This is a genomic window from Frankia sp. AgPm24, assembly GCF_023243055.1.
In the GTDB taxonomy this organism is placed as follows: Bacteria; Actinomycetota; Actinomycetes; order Frankiales; family Frankiaceae; genus Frankia; species Frankia umida.
This window is the reverse complement of sequence record NZ_JALKFW010000155.1, coordinates 1-14393: the sequence shown is the minus strand read 5'-3', so window position 1 is coordinate 14393 and position 14393 is coordinate 1. Positions and strand designations below refer to the sequence as shown.

General features: G+C 71.5%; 13 protein-coding genes. 2 read left to right on the top strand and 11 right to left on the bottom strand.

The window, feature by feature from the left end; all coding sequences use genetic code 11:
• Positions 1–195 precede the first annotated feature (195 nt).
• Together MXD61_RS07605 and MXD61_RS07600 are read left to right on the top strand one after the other, a co-directional pair.
• A complete protein-coding gene (locus tag MXD61_RS07605) occupies positions 196–1197 on the top strand; it encodes an ATP-binding protein (RefSeq protein ID WP_248812129.1) in 1002 nt (333 codons plus the stop codon).
• Positions 1194–1919 (top strand): SagB family peptide dehydrogenase, encoded by a 726-nt coding sequence (locus tag MXD61_RS07600; protein WP_248812128.1) that lies wholly within the window; start codon positions 1194–1196, stop codon positions 1917–1919. The genes MXD61_RS07605 and MXD61_RS07600 overlap by 4 nt, the downstream gene beginning before the upstream one ends.
• Before the next feature lie 24 nt (positions 1920–1943).
• Here MXD61_RS07600 and MXD61_RS07595 read toward each other — a convergent pair whose 3' ends face one another.
• From MXD61_RS07595 to MXD61_RS28390, 11 genes are all read right to left on the bottom strand, one after another.
• Positions 1944–3281, bottom strand: coding sequence for a YcaO-like family protein (locus tag MXD61_RS07595; RefSeq protein WP_248812127.1), 1338 nt, complete (start codon positions 3279–3281; stop codon positions 1944–1946).
• A 9-nt stretch (positions 3282–3290) separates the two neighbouring features.
• Positions 3291–4724, bottom strand: a complete 1434-nt coding sequence (locus MXD61_RS07590) for a YcaO-like family protein (RefSeq protein ID WP_248812126.1) — start codon at positions 4722–4724, stop codon at positions 3291–3293.
• Positions 4721–6343 (bottom strand): CocE/NonD family hydrolase, encoded by a 1623-nt coding sequence (locus MXD61_RS07585; protein ID WP_248812125.1) that lies wholly within the window; start codon positions 6341–6343, stop codon positions 4721–4723. The genes MXD61_RS07590 and MXD61_RS07585 overlap by 4 nt, the downstream gene beginning before the upstream one ends.
• Before the next feature lie 2 nt (positions 6344–6345).
• The gene (locus MXD61_RS07580) at positions 6346–7200 is read right to left on the bottom strand and encodes a hypothetical protein (protein WP_248812124.1); all 855 of its coding nucleotides are present in this window, start codon (positions 7198–7200) and stop codon (positions 6346–6348) included.
• A 149-nt stretch (positions 7201–7349) separates the two neighbouring features.
• Positions 7350–7463 (bottom strand): streptamidine-related RiPP repeat protein, encoded by a 114-nt coding sequence (locus tag MXD61_RS07575; protein ID WP_248812123.1) that lies wholly within the window; start codon positions 7461–7463, stop codon positions 7350–7352.
• Between the two features lie 112 nt (positions 7464–7575).
• Positions 7576–8889: an MFS transporter gene (locus MXD61_RS07570; RefSeq protein ID WP_248812122.1), complete on the bottom strand. Its 1314-nt coding sequence runs from the start codon at positions 8887–8889 to the stop codon at positions 7576–7578.
• Between the two features lie 4 nt (positions 8890–8893).
• Positions 8894–9907 carry an ABC transporter substrate-binding protein gene (locus tag MXD61_RS07565; RefSeq protein ID WP_248812121.1) on the bottom strand — a complete coding sequence of 338 codons (1014 nt, stop codon included), beginning with the start codon at positions 9905–9907 and terminating at the stop codon, positions 8894–8896.
• Positions 9908–9988: 81 nt separating this feature from the next.
• Entirely contained in the window at positions 9989–10786 is a 798-nt protein-coding gene (locus MXD61_RS07560; RefSeq protein WP_251079581.1) for an ABC transporter ATP-binding protein, read from the bottom strand.
• Positions 10783–11898 (bottom strand): iron ABC transporter permease, encoded by a 1116-nt coding sequence (locus tag MXD61_RS07555; RefSeq protein WP_248812119.1) that lies wholly within the window; start codon positions 11896–11898, stop codon positions 10783–10785. The genes MXD61_RS07560 and MXD61_RS07555 overlap by 4 nt, the downstream gene beginning before the upstream one ends.
• A 428-nt stretch (positions 11899–12326) precedes the next feature.
• Positions 12327–13037 (bottom strand): IS6 family transposase, encoded by a 711-nt coding sequence (locus MXD61_RS07550; RefSeq protein ID WP_248812118.1) that lies wholly within the window; start codon positions 13035–13037, stop codon positions 12327–12329.
• Positions 13038–13138: 101 nt separating this feature from the next.
• A complete protein-coding gene (locus MXD61_RS28390) occupies positions 13139–14251 on the bottom strand; it encodes a tyrosine-type recombinase/integrase (RefSeq protein ID WP_248812117.1) in 1113 nt (370 codons plus the stop codon).
• Positions 14252–14393 lie beyond the last annotated feature (142 nt).

The window sequence follows — 14393 nt, the reverse complement described above, 5'->3', positions numbered from 1 at the left end:
CCAGACGGGCGCGACCCCCACCTGACGTCCGCCCGCTGCGCCACGAAGCCGGGCAGCGGGCGGACCCGCGGCGCTCCGCACCGCCGCCGCTCGGTCGCCGCTCTTCAGCAGCGGAGTTAACGACAACGGTTATCATTTGCTGGATGATGCAGGTCCCGATGATCGCGGCAGCGCCGTCACGACCCGAGGAACCCCATGAAGATGGCCTTTGTCGGTAAGGGCGGCAGCGGCAAGACCACCCTGTCCGCTCTGTTCACCCGCTACCTCGCCGCCGAGCGACTGCCCGTGCTGGCGATCGACGCCGACATCAACCAGCACCTCGGCGTCGCGCTCGGTCTGTCGGAACAGGCCGCGGCGGCCCTCCCCGCGCTCGGGGACCATCTTGAGAAGATCAAGGAGTACCTACGGGGAGACAACCCGCGGATCGCCGCGGCGGAGATGGTCAAGACCACCCCGCCCGGCGCTGGATCCCGCCTGGTCGGGGTCGCCGGCCCCGGCCCGCTGCACGACCGGCTCGCGGTCGAGGTCGACGGGGTGCGGCTGATGGCGACCGGAGCCTTCGCCGAGGAGGATCTCGGCGTGGCCTGCTACCACTCCAAGGTGGGCGCGGTGGAACTCCTGCTCAACCACCTCGTCGACGGGCCTGGTGAATACGTGGTCGTGGACATGACCGCCGGCGCCGACTCGTTCGCTTCCGGTCTGTTCACCCGCTTCGACCGGACATTCCTCGTCGCCGAGCCGACCCGTAAGGGAGTCGCCGTCTACCATCAGTACCGCGCCTACGCCGCCGACTACGACATCCCGATCTCGGTCATCGGCAACAAGATCACCGGGCCGGAGGATGTGGCGTTCCTGCGCGACCAGGTCGGCGCCGACCTGCTGGTCTGGCTGGAGCAGTCGGCCGCGGTGCGCGCGATGGAGCAGGGCCGTCCGCTGGCGCTCGGCGACCTGGAACCAGCCAACCTCGCCGCTCTCGCACAGCTGCGCCAGGTCGTGGACCGCGCCGAGCGCGACTTCGACCGGCTCCACCGCCAGATGATCGAGTTCCATGTGCGCAACGCCCAGGCATGGGCGAACGACGCCACCGGCGCCGACCTGACCACGCAGATCGACCCTCATTTCGACCTGCGCACCGCCGCCGCCGCAACCGTCGCTGCCGGCGGCGGTGGCCTCGTCGGATCGGGCCAGCCGGGGTGAGTGCCGCAGACGCCGCGGCGGACCGGATCGCCCAGGTGCGGCGGCTGCTCGACGGTGCGCCGGGCCACCCGGTCGTGCTCGACGGGCTGTCCGCCACCGCCGGGCGGATCGCACTGCCCGCGCCGGTCGCGGCGTTGCCGGACGAGCTCGGCGCGGTCCTGGACGCGCGCCGGTCGTGGTACCGCTTCGGCGCCGGGATGCCGAGCGCCGCCCAGGTGTCGTCGTTGCTGCACTGGTCGTGGGGGCCGCAGCGGCAGGTCAGGCTGCCTGACGGCAGCGCGCACCGGATGCGGATGGCACCGTCCGCGGGTGGACTGCGCTCCCTCGCCGTCTACGTGCTCGCGAAGTCGGGCGGAGAGCTTCCGGGCGGGGTCTTCGAGTACGACGCCGACGGCCACGCGCTGGAAACCCTCTGGTCGGGTGAGCCGGCCGCGGCGTTGCGCTCGGTGCTCGTACAACCGGAGTTCGCGCGGCGGGCCGCCATGGCGGTCGTCCTGGTGGGACGGCTGGACACGACGCTGGTGCGGTACCCGGCCCGGCACTACCGCACGGTGCACGTCGACGCGGGTATCGCGCTGCAGAACCTCTACCTGACCGCGACCACGCTGGGGTTGGCGGGCTGTGCGGTGACCGCGTTCGACGACCATGCCGTCGCCCGGTTGCTGCGGCTGCCCGACGACAGATTCCCGATCGTGGTCTTCCCGCTGGGCCGTCGCCCGTGAGGCGCGGTTGCCTCGCGGGCGACATCAGTGGGGCAGCGGGAACTCGCGGCGCGGCTGGCCGACGGCGGTGAGCTGCCGGTCCAACCGCGCACCGCCGAGAAACGGCAGGCCGATGGGGGCGTTGGAGTACAACCCGGGTGCCAGCGCGTGGACCGCGCGGATCCCGGTGGGGGCGACATCCGGGGTGGTCACGTCAACGCAGGTGACGGGGTGGCCGGCGTCGGCGAGCACCGCAGCGAGGGCCCGGGGATGCTCGGCGCCGCCCAGCCGGGTCCGCTGGTCGAGTTCGTTCCAGCCGACCGTCGCGGTGACGGCGTCCGCGAGCTCTGCTTCCAGCCGATCCTGCATCCGGGGATCGAGGAAGAGCTGGAGATGGGTGCAGTACTCGACGACGTCGGCCAGGTCGCCGCGGCGGTCGTCGAGATACCGCCGGTCAGCACGCCAACGGCTCAGCGGGCTGCGCGGATCGCGGGCGACGCGCATGTAGGACCCGTCCGGGTCGTCGAGATCGGCGACGAACATCTGCAGCTGGAACGCTTCGGCCAGGGCCTTGCGCAGTGCCGCTTCGCCGCTGGCGCGACAGGCCGCGCCCATGGACAGGTAGCCGGTGGCCTCGTCGCGCACCAGCGCGCCGACGACGACGAGCCCGAACTCGTTGGGGAACTCGAGGAAACGGGTCCTCAGCGTGCCACGTCGGCCTGTGCCGAGCGTCGCCAGCCAGGCGGGCGGGGTCACGGCCCGCAGGGGTCGGCGGCCATGCCAGGCCATGGTCAGGGCGTCCCGTTCGATCAGTTGGCACATCGCCGACCACCGCGCCGAGGACTCGCCGACGCCGGCGGCGAGTCCGGCGCTGAGGACCGGACCGAGGTAGGGAACGCCGCGGCTCGGCGCCTGGTGGGCGTAGGACACCCAGACCAGGTGGGCCGGTACCCAGACGACGGCGCCGGAGTGCAGGTCGACCCCGCGGGTCCATTCCACCGCCAGGTCGTCGTCGAACGGTATGAACGGGAAGCGGGGGCTGGCGTACTGCGCGGGGCTGAACAGGACGACCGTGCGGGGATCGAAGACGGTCTCGCCAGCGGCAACCAGCTCGCCGCAGGTGGCCCGGCGCAGCCCGGCGGGGACGAGGTTGCCGCAGTAACGTTCGACGGCCTCGCCGACGGCGGGCCCGAGTGCGGCGTCCTCGTCGAGCAGGGCGTAGCCGGCACCGGCGAAGTCACTGGCCCAGGGGGAGAACCGGGTGGTGTCCGACAGGACCGCGGTGCGCATGGCGAACTCGGCGGGCAGGCTGTCCGTGACGGTGTCGCGCTCGATCCGGCGGATGATGCCGGTGCGCGGGTCGAGAATCGTGGAGAGATCCATCCGGGGTCCTCAGACGTGGGGAATGGGATGCGGGCACAGGCCGCTCTCGGTCAACGGGCCGGGAACGAGGCCCAGCTCGACAGGCACCTCGTAGAGGCGGCGTCCGCCGAGCAGGGGAAAGGCCGCGGGGGCGTTTCCGTAGAGCCCGGGGACGATCACACGGACGACGGTGAGCCCGGCCGCGCGGACGTCGCCGGTGGTGACGTCGACCGACAGGGCAGGCAGGTCGCGTGCCGCGAGTAGATCGAGGTAACGGCGGCGCGCGTGGACGTCGTCGACGGGATCGATGTCGGTGAGACGGATCGTCCGGGTGCGATCGCGCAGCCGGTCCAGGGGCTCGCCCTGCATCCGCGGGTCCAGGTAGAGCTGCGCGACGGCTGGCAGGTCGACGAGGTCGCGGTGGTCGGGACGAAGGTCGTCGGCGTAGCGGCGGTCGGCCCGGTAGGGGCGATAGGCGACGGCGGGTATCTCCCCGCGATCGACGGCCTGCCAGTGCGCGCTCGTCCCGTCCGCGATCTCGGCGGTCAGCTCCAGCATGGCGAAGGCCTCAACGAGGGCCTTCTTCGCCGCTTCCACGGGGTCCGCCCGGCAGGCCGTGCCGTAGGCGACGAGGCCCTCGCCGGGCTCCTCGATGAAGGCCGCAAGCACCGGCACCGGGAACTGACCGGGAATCCGCAGGATTCGGATGACCCGGCCCGCGCCGCCAGCGTGACTGGGCCCGTCGTCGCGGATGCCGTAGCGGTGGAGCAGGTCGGCGGCGTCCGCGACGACCTGCGCGGGCGCCCCACTGGCCCACCAGATGGTGTTGGCGTCGCGTTCGAACAGTTCCTCCAGCGCGAACCGTTCGGCGTGCTCGCGGTTCTCCCCGGTGGCGATGCCGGCATAGGGCATCGCGTGGGTCGCCGGTTCCGCGGCGCGCGGCCCGCGAAAGTAGTTCAGGTAGGCCAGGGAAGCCGGCACCAGCACCGATGTTCCCCTGTGCAGGTCGGTGCCGGGCACCCAGGCCACCGGGGTGTCGCGGGTGAACCGTCGGAACGGGAACCCGCGGGTGCGGTACTGCCGGTCGGAGTACAGGGTCAGCAGGGCCGGGTCGAGCGCCGGGCGGCCGGCCCGGCAGAGCTCCGCGTGGCTCGCGATCTCCAGGTTCGCCGGTACGGCGTTGCCGCAGTACCGCTCCACCGCCTCGCCGACCGCCGCCCGGCGGGCCCGGTCGTGGTCGACGAACGCGGCACCGAATCCGAACCGTTCACCCTCCCAGTCCGCGAAGGCACGGGTGTTCCCGGCGCGGGCACTCCAGCCCACCCAGGACCGGGGCATCCGGGAACTCGGCTGGTAGGGCACGACCTGGGTGAGCAGACCGAGCCGGCGATCCACGAGCAGCGCCTCGGCCGGCGACGGCAGGCAGAACCACGGCGAGGAGATTCGTGCTGGTGGCAGGGTCACGGTCTCTCCCGGATGGGCAGGTCGATCCAGGTGTGGTCCGGGCCGAGGTGAACGGTCTGGATGGCGGGGCCGCCGACGGCCGCGGTCGTGTACCGGTCTCGGCCGGTGTTGAGGTTGCGGGCCAGCCGCGGGAAGTCACTGCCGGTGAGCTGTAGCTCCAGCCGGCTGCCGGGGGCAGGGCGCAGGGCGATCGGGTCAAGCGGGATCTCGACGGTCGAGGCCCCGGAACCCACGGCGGCGCTACCGGAGGCGATTTCGAGGGTCCGGCCGTCGGCGCGGCGTTCCACCAACCGGCCGATCCAGTCCGCGCTCGGAGCGGTGGTGTCCGCGCGTAGCCGGATGACCGGCGTGCCCGCGAGGACCGGCGGCGAGGGTTGCGGGCCGGTGCGAAACGCTACCCGGTCGGCGCGGCAGTCCAGAACAGTGCGGTCCTGGCTGACCGGCAGGCTGGGATGGGGATCGGCCGGATCGTGGACGAACGACCGTCCGGCCACCTCGCGTGGGAACGCCTCGGTCAGATGCCCGTCCGCGGCGGCATGCAGTCGACGCGTGCTCGTCGCCGCGGGCCACCGATCCGACCAGCGCCGTTCTCCCACGACGAACACCTTGATCAGAGACGGGTCATCGCCGGCGAGCACGCCGCGAATCCAGGCGACCTGGAGCCGTCCCAGCGGCAGCTGTGATTCGGGGCCGTGGTCGCGCCCACCGGCCGCGCTGGTGGACGGGCTGGACAGTTCATGCCCCCACGGCCCGATGACCAGGCCCCGGGCCGGCCGGGGGGCGCGGTCTCGGCCGGCCGTCGTCCACTGCGAGAGCGTCTGTGGGAGAAAGAGGTCGTACCAGCCACCGATGTGCAGCGCGGGCAGCGGGCAGGCGGCCAACTCGGGTTCACCCAGCGTCTCATCATCACTCGACCGCCCACCAGGCGTCGCGCCCCGGCCCGGCTCCGTGTGCCTCCGCTCCGCGTGCGGCCGATCCACGGGTCCGTCCCGCAGGTTCCCCGCGATCGTGTTCCACCATCGCGGTAGCCGAGCCCACAATCGCTGGCCCAGGTCGGCGATCGGAAGCGATCGAAGCAGGTCCGGGTCCTCGAGCAGCATCCGGCCGGCAAGGCTGTCTCGGCTGACGCGGGCCTCGGCATGGTCGGTCCACCATCCGGCGTACTCGGCCAGCCGCAACACCCCTGACGGATCGACGTTGGCCGCCCGCAGGCCGGCAGCGGGTACCTCGCTGATCACCGTCCGGACCAGGTGAGGCACCGCGAGGGCCGCGGCCCAGGCGGTGAACGAACCGTAGGACGCTCCGGCCAGGATCACGTTCCCGTCACACCAGAGCTGCCGGTGCACCCACTCGACGAGTGCTGCTCCGTCGCCGCGCTCCCCGCGGTACGGGGTCCAGACGCCGTCCGAGCCGTACCGGCCCCGGACGTCCTGGGCCACGAAGACGAATCCGTGACGCGCCCAGCCGGCCCCGTTGGCCAGCAGCGCACCGCGTCCGTAGGGAGTGCGGGTGACGACGACGGGGGCGGGCAGCGTCGTCGGCAGATACACGTCGGTGGCCAGGCCGAGACCGTCGGCCGCGGGGACCCGTTGGTTCGCGTCGATGCGGAGCGTGGCCACGGCTATGCGGGATCGCCGGCGAGGTCGGGCAGGGGCAGGACCGGATGCCGGTTGATCGACGCTGCCCGTGGGTTGACGACGAGCTGATGGCCTTCGCTGGGGACGATGGTGCCCGCGGCCAGCGCCAGCAGGTCGGCAGCGAGCAGACCCGCCAGCACCGCCACGGCGGTTCGCGGGAACCGGGCCGCCGGTCTGGGGGCGTCGGAGTCGAGGTACGCCCAGTGGGCACGCAGCTCGTCGGGCAGCGCTGCCGCGGCAAGCCGGCGGCCCCGGGTGTCCCGGTAGGACGCGGTCCGCCCCGGGATCGACAACGGCCCGACGACGAAGCCGTCGCCCTCGGCGTAGCAGCCGTGCCACGGGGTGCCGTGGTCGGCGCACCAACGGTCGAGGGTGCGCCAGCGGTCGTCCGGAAGCCACTGCGCACAGCTCACGACCACCTGGCTTCCCGCGACCACTGCCTCGTCCAGTGCACCCACCGTGCACTGGACGCGCACGGCGTTCGCGTCCCTCCCGGGCGCGCCGTCAACGCTGTCGAGCAGCTCCACGAGAAGATCCACAAGCCGTTCGGTAGCCGGGCCGTCGCCCTCGATCCACACCTTCCACACCGGCGGAACCTGGGCAGCCGCCACCCGGTCGGGGGCACGGAGCACACCCCGAGCCGTCAGCGCCGCGCTGACGTGACTGACGGCGGTCCGGTCCGCCGCGGGGACGACCACGCCGGACAAGCCGGCTTCGACGCCCTGCACGAGGGTGAGCAGGCGGTCGTCGCCGCCGATTCGAACGAAGACATCGCCGGGGGCGCTGTAACGCCAGCTGCCGTCGGCGCCTCGGTACAGGTGATGACCGGGGGCGAGCACATCGAACCTTTCTGGTCGAAGACACCAGGAAACGGAACATTCGCTGTGGCGAGACCGCGATCGTGGCCGCCGACGCCGGATCGATTGATCCGTCGGCGCCGGCGGCCACGGCGCAGGAGATGTCCGCCGACCTGGTCAGCGGACGGGGGCTACTCCTGCTCGTCCCACGCGAACGGGCTCTGCACCAGCGCGTGCGTGGTCGGGTCCTGCGGCGCCGCGAGGACCGATGCCTCGGCGAGCTCCTCGAACGAGATCTCCTCCATAGTTCCACCTCCCTTCGAAATGAAAACCATTTTCATTTGCAAGGTCAGGCTAGCACCTTCAGATCGGGCTGAGGTCCCTTTCGCGACATTGCCGTTCCGCTGATCCGACGGGTCAGCTGACCGGCGTGCCGCGGCTGGAGTTGGCCGCCGGCGCTGTCCCGGTGTCCGCGTGGCCGGCTGCTGCCAACGCAGCGTCGTCCTCGTCGCGAGGCAGCTCTCGGAGTCGGCCTACCGTGCGCAGACCTGCCACGACCCCGAGCACCAGCGATCCGCCCACTCCGGCGGAGGCCAGCAGCAACGCGGTCCGAGTGCCCCATGCCTCGGCAACGGCGCCGCCGAGGACCGCGCCGAGCGGCGTACCACCCCAGGCGATCATTCGCGCGGTGGTGTTGACCCGACCCTGTAGCCGCAGTGGCGTGACGGCCTGGCGTACGACGATGCCGTTGAGGATGGCCAGCGAGCTACTGGCCTGCCAGAGGACGACCACGGCCAGACCGACCGTCCAGGTCGTGGCGAAGGACCAGCCGATCAGCGCTCCCCAGCCGACCGCCAGGGCACCCAGCGTGATGATCCCGACCGGGAACCGGCGATGGACCCGGCCGAGCAGCAGGCTGGTGAGCAGCGAACCGCCGGCCGCTGCCACGTAGAGGAACCCGATCCGCGCGTCGTCGTCCGGCAATCCGAACTGGCGCACGACCAGCAGCCCGCTGACCGCGCCGCCGGACACACTGTTCCCTGCTCCCAGCAGAGTCAGGGTTCGAACGACCTGGTGGCCCCACAGGTAACGCAGGCCCTCGCCGATGTCCGCCCGCATGCGGACCAGCCGACCCCGGGTCGACTCCGGGGCTTCGATGGTCGTCGTCACCGTCCACCGCACCTGGCTGAGCAGGGCAGCGCCGAGGAGATAACTGGCCGCATCCACCGCGAGGACATTCGCCGCGCCCAGCGTGGTCGCGGCGACGCCGCCGATCGCTGGACCGACCAGATTGACCAGCGTGCTCACCGCCACCATCGACCCCGTGGCCGACGCGACCGCGTCGCGGCCGACCAGGGCCGGCACCGCACCGAAGCCGGCCGCGTCGAAGAACACGAAGATCGTCGAGATCAGCACCGCCGCGACGAGCAGGTGAGCCGTCGTGAGCAGGCCGGTCCAGTGGGCGATCGGGATGCTCGCCATCGTCAGGCCGCTGAGCACACTCGTGCACACCATCGTGCGGCGGTGATCCCACCGATCGACCAGTGCCCCGGCCAGCAGACCGAGCAGCAGATAGGGCACCGCTTCGAGTCCGGCCAGGACGCCGGCCAGGGTGGCGCTGCCCGTACGCTGGTAGAGCAGCAGCGGGAGCGCGACCAGTGTCATCGCGGACCCGGCCCAGGACACGGCGCGGCTGGTGAGGAACAGCCGGAACGCGGCGGCCGAGGACATCGGGTCAGAACCGCAGCGCGGTGGCCAGCGTCGTGACCCCGTCGACACCGGCGAGATTCGTCGAGTCCGACTGCGGCAGAAAGGAAATCCGCCCGCTGCGGACGGCCTGCACCGTCGGGAACCTCGCGGTCAGGTACTCCCGCGCCTTCGCCTCGGACTCGCCGCCACTGAGCAGGTAGACCAGCGTGCCCGGGTTCTTCCTGATCAGATCCTCGACGGACAGCTCGCTGAAGTACTTTCCCGCGGGCAGCGAACCCGCGTAGATGTTCCTGGCCCCGGCGAGGCGGGCGATGTCGCTGTAGACGCCGTCGTAGGTGTAGACGGCGCCCTGGAAAGCGCTGATCATCGCGATGGGAGTCGGGGTCGCGCTCCGGACGCTGGCCGCGACGCCCTCGAGCCGTCGGTCGATGTCGGCCCGGATCCGGCTCGCCGCCGTCTGCGCGCCGAAGATCGTGCCGAGTGAGGTGAGGGTCGTGTCCACGTCGCGGACCGCGGCCCTGGTCGCGTCGTCGGTGCAGAAGCCGTCGAGTATGAGCACCTGGATGCCGTCCGCCCGCAGGTCGTCGATGGTCGGTAGCTGCTGGCCGTCGAACAGGTAGCTGCCGTCTGCCCAGATCAGGTCCGGGCGGGCGGCGAGCAGCGCCTCGCGGCTGGGTGCGCCCTTGGCGAGCACCGGGATCTTCGCCTCGGTGGCGGCGTACTTCGCCGCGGGGGTTCCGCTGCTGGTGTTGTACTGGCCAACGATCCGGTGCGTGAGGCCGAGTTCGATGAGCAGCTCGGTGTTGGTCGTCCACCCGGAAACGACGCGGGTCGGTGCCCGGTCGAAATGCAGGGTCCGGCCGCAGTTGCGCACGTCCACCGGGTAACGGGTGGTGGACGCCGACTGGGCTGCGCTCGCGCGGGCGGTGACCGCGCCGGCGGCTCCTGGGGCCGGACTGGCATCCGCTCCGCAAGCGGTCAGGCCGACGGAGGTGACGAGCAGGACGGCGAACGCGGCCGTGGCCGCTGCGGCTTTCATGGGGTTCCCTTCGGGCGGGCCACGGCTGGGTGCGACCGGGGCTGGTGGTGTTGCCGGGCGATGGCGATGGCGATGCCGGTGTCAGGGAGCGGGCGGTGATGCCGCCGCGGTGGGGCGGGAGAAGGCGAGGTGGAGGCGTCCGGTCGCCGGATGGACGCCTCGGTGGGCCCGCACCGCGAACACGTCGCCGATGAGGTCGGGAGTCAGGACTTCGTCGGGGGTGCCGGCTCGGACGACGACGCCGTCGCGCAGGACGTACAACCGGTCGCAGAAGGCGGCGGCGAGGTTGAGGTCGTGCAGCGCGGCCAGGACGGTGATGCCCAGGGCCTGCACGAGCTCCAGCAGATGAAGCTGGGTGCCGATGTCGAGATGATTTGTCGGCTCGTCCAGGATCAGTACCGACGGTTGCTGGGTGAGGGCGCGCGCCAGCAGAACGCGCTGCTTCTCACCGCCCGAGAGGGCGGTGAACGAGCGGTCGGCGTGTGCTCCCATCCCCACGGTGGTCAGCGCCGCGGCGATGACGGCCCGGTCGGCGGACGACGTCGCGCTCCAGGCGCTCTGATGCGGCGTGCGCCCGGTGGAGACCACCTCGGCGACCGTGAGGTCGAAACCGCCGACGGTTTCCTGCCCCATCGCGGCGACCCGCCGGGCGGCCTGGCGCCCAGAGAGATCCCGGATCAGATCCGCGCCGTCCAGAAGCACCGTGCCGACGGTCGGCCGCAACGCCCGGTAGACGGTTTTCAGCACGGTCGACTTGCCGCTGCCGTTCGGGCCGAGAAGCCCCACGAAACTGCCCGCCGGGCAGTCGATGGTCAGATCACGCACGATCCAGGCGCCATCGATCGTCACACCCACCCCGTCGAGGCGCAGCCGGGTCATGCCAGCGGCCCCGAACGTCCCGAACGGCGCAGCAGGACGAGGAAGAACGGCACCCCAGCCGCTGCGGTGATGACACTCAGCGGCAGTTCCCACGGCTGCGCGACGACCCGGCCCAGCAGATCGGCGAGGACGAGGAACACCCCGCCGAGCAGCGCGGCCACCGGCAGCAGGCGACGGTGGTCCGATCCGATGAGCAGCCGCACACAGTGCGGGGCGAGAAGCCCGACGAAGCCGACGCCACCAGCGACGGAGATGACGGCCGCGGTGAGCGCGGCCGCGACGATCAGCAACCGGGTCCGCAGCCGGCTCACGGCGATCCCCAGCGAGGCGGCGGCCTCGTCGCCGAGCGCGAGCGCGTTCAGCGCTCGCGCCTGGACGAACAGGTACCCCGTGGCGGCCACGACGACGGCCGTCGGCACGCCGAGCTTGTCCCACTCGGCTCCGGACACCGTGCCCATCAACCAGAACAGCACGGCGGCGAGCTGGTTCGGCCCGACCCGCAGCTGTAGATAGCTCGTACCCGCCTGGAACAGGTACGACAACGCCACGCCGGCGAGCAGCAGCCGCTGCGGATCCAGGTGTTGCTGGCGCCGCCCGAGCAGAAGGACCATGGCCAGGGTCGCAACGGCCCCGCCGAACGCCGCGCCGGACACGCCGATCCTCGCGGCCAGCCCGCTGGAGGCGAGCCCGCCCAGAGTGAGTACGGCCACCGCGGCGAGTGACGCCCCGGACGACACGCCCAGCACGTACGGATCTGCCAGCGGATTGCGCACCACGGCCTGCAGGACCGTCCCCGCCACGGCCAGGCCCGCGCCCACGACGAACGCCAGGAGCACCCGAGGGACCCGCACGTCCCAGATGATCTGATCGTTGATTGCCGATGAACCGTGACCGCCGGCGAGATGGCTCGTGATGCTCCGCCACACCTCACCGGGCGGAATCCAGACCGCGCCGACGCTGATAGCCGCCGTCAACACGACCGGGACGGCCACCAGCAGCACGCCGACAACCACCGGAAACCACCGGGCCGGCGGCGGCGTCGCCAGGGCGGGAGCGGCGACGGGCCTGGTGGTACGGGCCGCAGCGAGCGCTCCCACCGGCAGGGCCGGCACGTTCCCGACGCCCTGGGCTGCGCGACGCCCCACACCGTCCGGGGCAGCAGCATGATCGACAGACAGAGCACCGCCCCCCTCTCCCAGTAATCCGAAATGGTTTTCGTTACCATTTTGGGGGAAGTTAGCAGTGGGCCGCGTAGGCCGTCAACGACACGGTCGGCTTCGGACCGGTTCGGCCAGCCGAGCCTCCCGCCGGCTGCGCACCGGGGATGTCGTCGTGCCGGCTGGCGCTCCCGCCGGGCGGAACGACAGGTTCCTGACCGTCGTGGCGCGGGCATGACCGGCCCATCGGCGACCTGGCGACCCGGCAGGCCGCGCCGCGAGCGGACGAGCGGACTACTGATCTTTAATGTTCCGGGTCGGGTTGGTCGGCGCTGTTGCGTTCAGGTGAGGCGGGGCATGCCAGCGGCCTCGATGATCGGCGGTCAGACAGCGGCGGCGAGCTCGGTGAACGCGGCTGCCAGCTGTAGGTGCGGGTCGGTGTTGATGGCGAGTTCGTCGTGGCCGCGGCGGATGTTCTGGACCAGGGCGTGTCCGGCGCTGACGGTCTGGACCGAGCGCAGCCGTCTCAGGCCGCGCATCGGCCGTAGCCGGGCTTTCAGGCGGCCGTGGTCGGCGTCGATCCGGTTGTTCTCCCGGGCTGCGTCGACGTGGCAGGCCTCGGGAAGCAGCTCGTCAAGGATCCTCGGATAGACCGGCGCCTTGTCTGTGGTGACCTCGACCGGCCGGCGCCCCTGCGTCAGCGCTCGAACGAAGAATCGGCGGGCGGCGGCCTGGTCGCGGCGGGTGCTGGCCAGGACGTCGATGACCTGGCCGTACTGGTCGACCGCCCGGTACAGGTACGTCCAGCGGCCCGCGACCTTCACATACGTTTCATCCACGAACCACCGATCGCCGGGCCGGTGCCGACACGGCCGGGCCGCCTCGACCAGCAGAGGCGTGAAGCGCTGCACCCACCGGTGGACGGTCACGTGATCAATGACCAGGCCACGCTCGGCAAGCAGCTCCTCCACGTCCCGGTAGGACAAGGCGTAGCGCAGGTACCACCGCACCGCCAGGACGATCACCTCGGGAGGAAAGCGGAACCCGGCGAACTCCGACGTCGGAACCGGTGGACAGACACGACATCGGCGCATCACCCGATCATGACCGATCGGCAGCTGCGCGCTGGCGGACTCCGCCGATGCAACAGTGCCCCTGAGCGGATGCAAAACTTCAGCTCAGGCATGCCAGTCGATCAGGTTCCGTTGAGGAGGGTGTCGAGGTCGTCGGCGATGTCCTGGTCGTCGAGCGGGGTGGCGTGGGAGTAGTGGCGCAGGGTGGTGGCGGGGTCGCGGTGGCCGAGGCGGGCCTGGGCTTTGAGGAGTTTGCCGTTGCCGACCAGGTAGGTCGCGACGCTGTGGCGCAGCCGGTGCAGCGACGATCCCTCGACGCCGGCGGCCACGCCCAGGCGGTGGAGCCGCTGCGTGAGCCCGCTCGTGGTGATGCGAGTCCGACGGTCGGGGGAAGCCGCGAAAATCCAGTCTCCCGACGGGGCACCGGTCCGGGCCGCCCAGGTCTCACAATGCCTTGTGATCATCTCGGTGGTGGTGCGGCCGAGCGTGAGACGGCGGGTACGTTTCGACTTGGTCGGGCCGAGCACCCCGCTCGACACACTCGACTCGATCGTGAGAATCCGACCGTCCAGACTGCCACGGCGCAGACCGTCCAGTTCCCCCCGGCGCGCACCGGAGTCCGCGGTGAGCCGCGCCAACAGCAACGTCTGCTCGGCGACGAACAGCGCCCGCACCGGCCCCCGACGGTCCGGGCGGGCGCGGACCGCGTCCTCGGCCGCGGCAACCTGGGCCTCGGCCGTGCGCAGTAGCTGGCGGACCTCCGCGACGCCATGGTGGCGCCGCGGCACCGGCCGCGGCGGGCCCCTCATACCCATCAGCGGATGGGTGCGCAGCAGCTCCTCCTCAACCGCCCACGACACCGCCGAGCGCAGCACCAGCCAGCGGGCCGACACCGTCGGCACAGACAGGTCCTCCTGCTGCCACCGTCGGATCGTCGCCCGCATGAACCCCGGTGTCAGCACAACCAGCCGTCGCCGCGCCACCCGGTCAGCCACCAGCTTCTCCACCACATACCGGTGCGAGTTCAACGTCCCCGGACTCCAGTGGTGCGGGGCGGCGAGGAAACGCTCAAGCAGATCCCCCACGGTCATGCGGCCCCCGGCGGTGACGTCCACCCGGGAGATCCCGACATCGGCGACCAGTTCCTGCCGCCGCGCCTGCGCACACTCCTCGTCGCCACGGACCGTGAAGGAACGTTGCACACTGCGCCCACGCACCGGATCGAAACCGACCACGACCCGGATCTCCCAGACACCAGGCGACCGCTCACGCAGCGACCCCGAACCCCGCAGGGCCCGCTGCGGAACCCGTCAAGCTGTTTGAGGCAGTGTTGTTCGAAAACTAGCTACTTGCCGGTTCCGGGTCTGGCTGCTCCTC

What these genes read in the sequence shown, in the direction of transcription:
- MXD61_RS07605 (WP_248812129.1), top strand. Translation starts at nt 196, where the DNA reads ATGAAGATGGCCTTTGTCGGTAAGGGCGGCAGCGGCAAGACCACCCTG.
- MXD61_RS07595 (WP_248812127.1), bottom strand. Translation starts at nt 3,281, where the DNA reads ATGGATCTCTCCACGATTCTCGACCCGCGCACCGGCATCATCCGCCGG.
- MXD61_RS07575 (WP_248812123.1), bottom strand. Translation starts at nt 7,463, where the DNA reads ATGGAGGAGATCTCGTTCGAGGAGCTCGCCGAGGCATCGGTCCTCGCG.
- MXD61_RS07570 (WP_248812122.1), bottom strand. Translation starts at nt 8,889, where the DNA reads ATGTCCTCGGCCGCCGCGTTCCGGCTGTTCCTCACCAGCCGCGCCGTG.
- MXD61_RS07565 (WP_248812121.1), bottom strand. Translation starts at nt 9,907, where the DNA reads ATGAAAGCCGCAGCGGCCACGGCCGCGTTCGCCGTCCTGCTCGTCACC.
- MXD61_RS07560 (WP_251079581.1), bottom strand. Translation starts at nt 10,786, where the DNA reads ATGACCCGGCTGCGCCTCGACGGGGTGGGTGTGACGATCGATGGCGCC.
- MXD61_RS07550 (WP_248812118.1), bottom strand. Translation starts at nt 13,037, where the DNA reads ATGCGCCGATGTCGTGTCTGTCCACCGGTTCCGACGTCGGAGTTCGCC.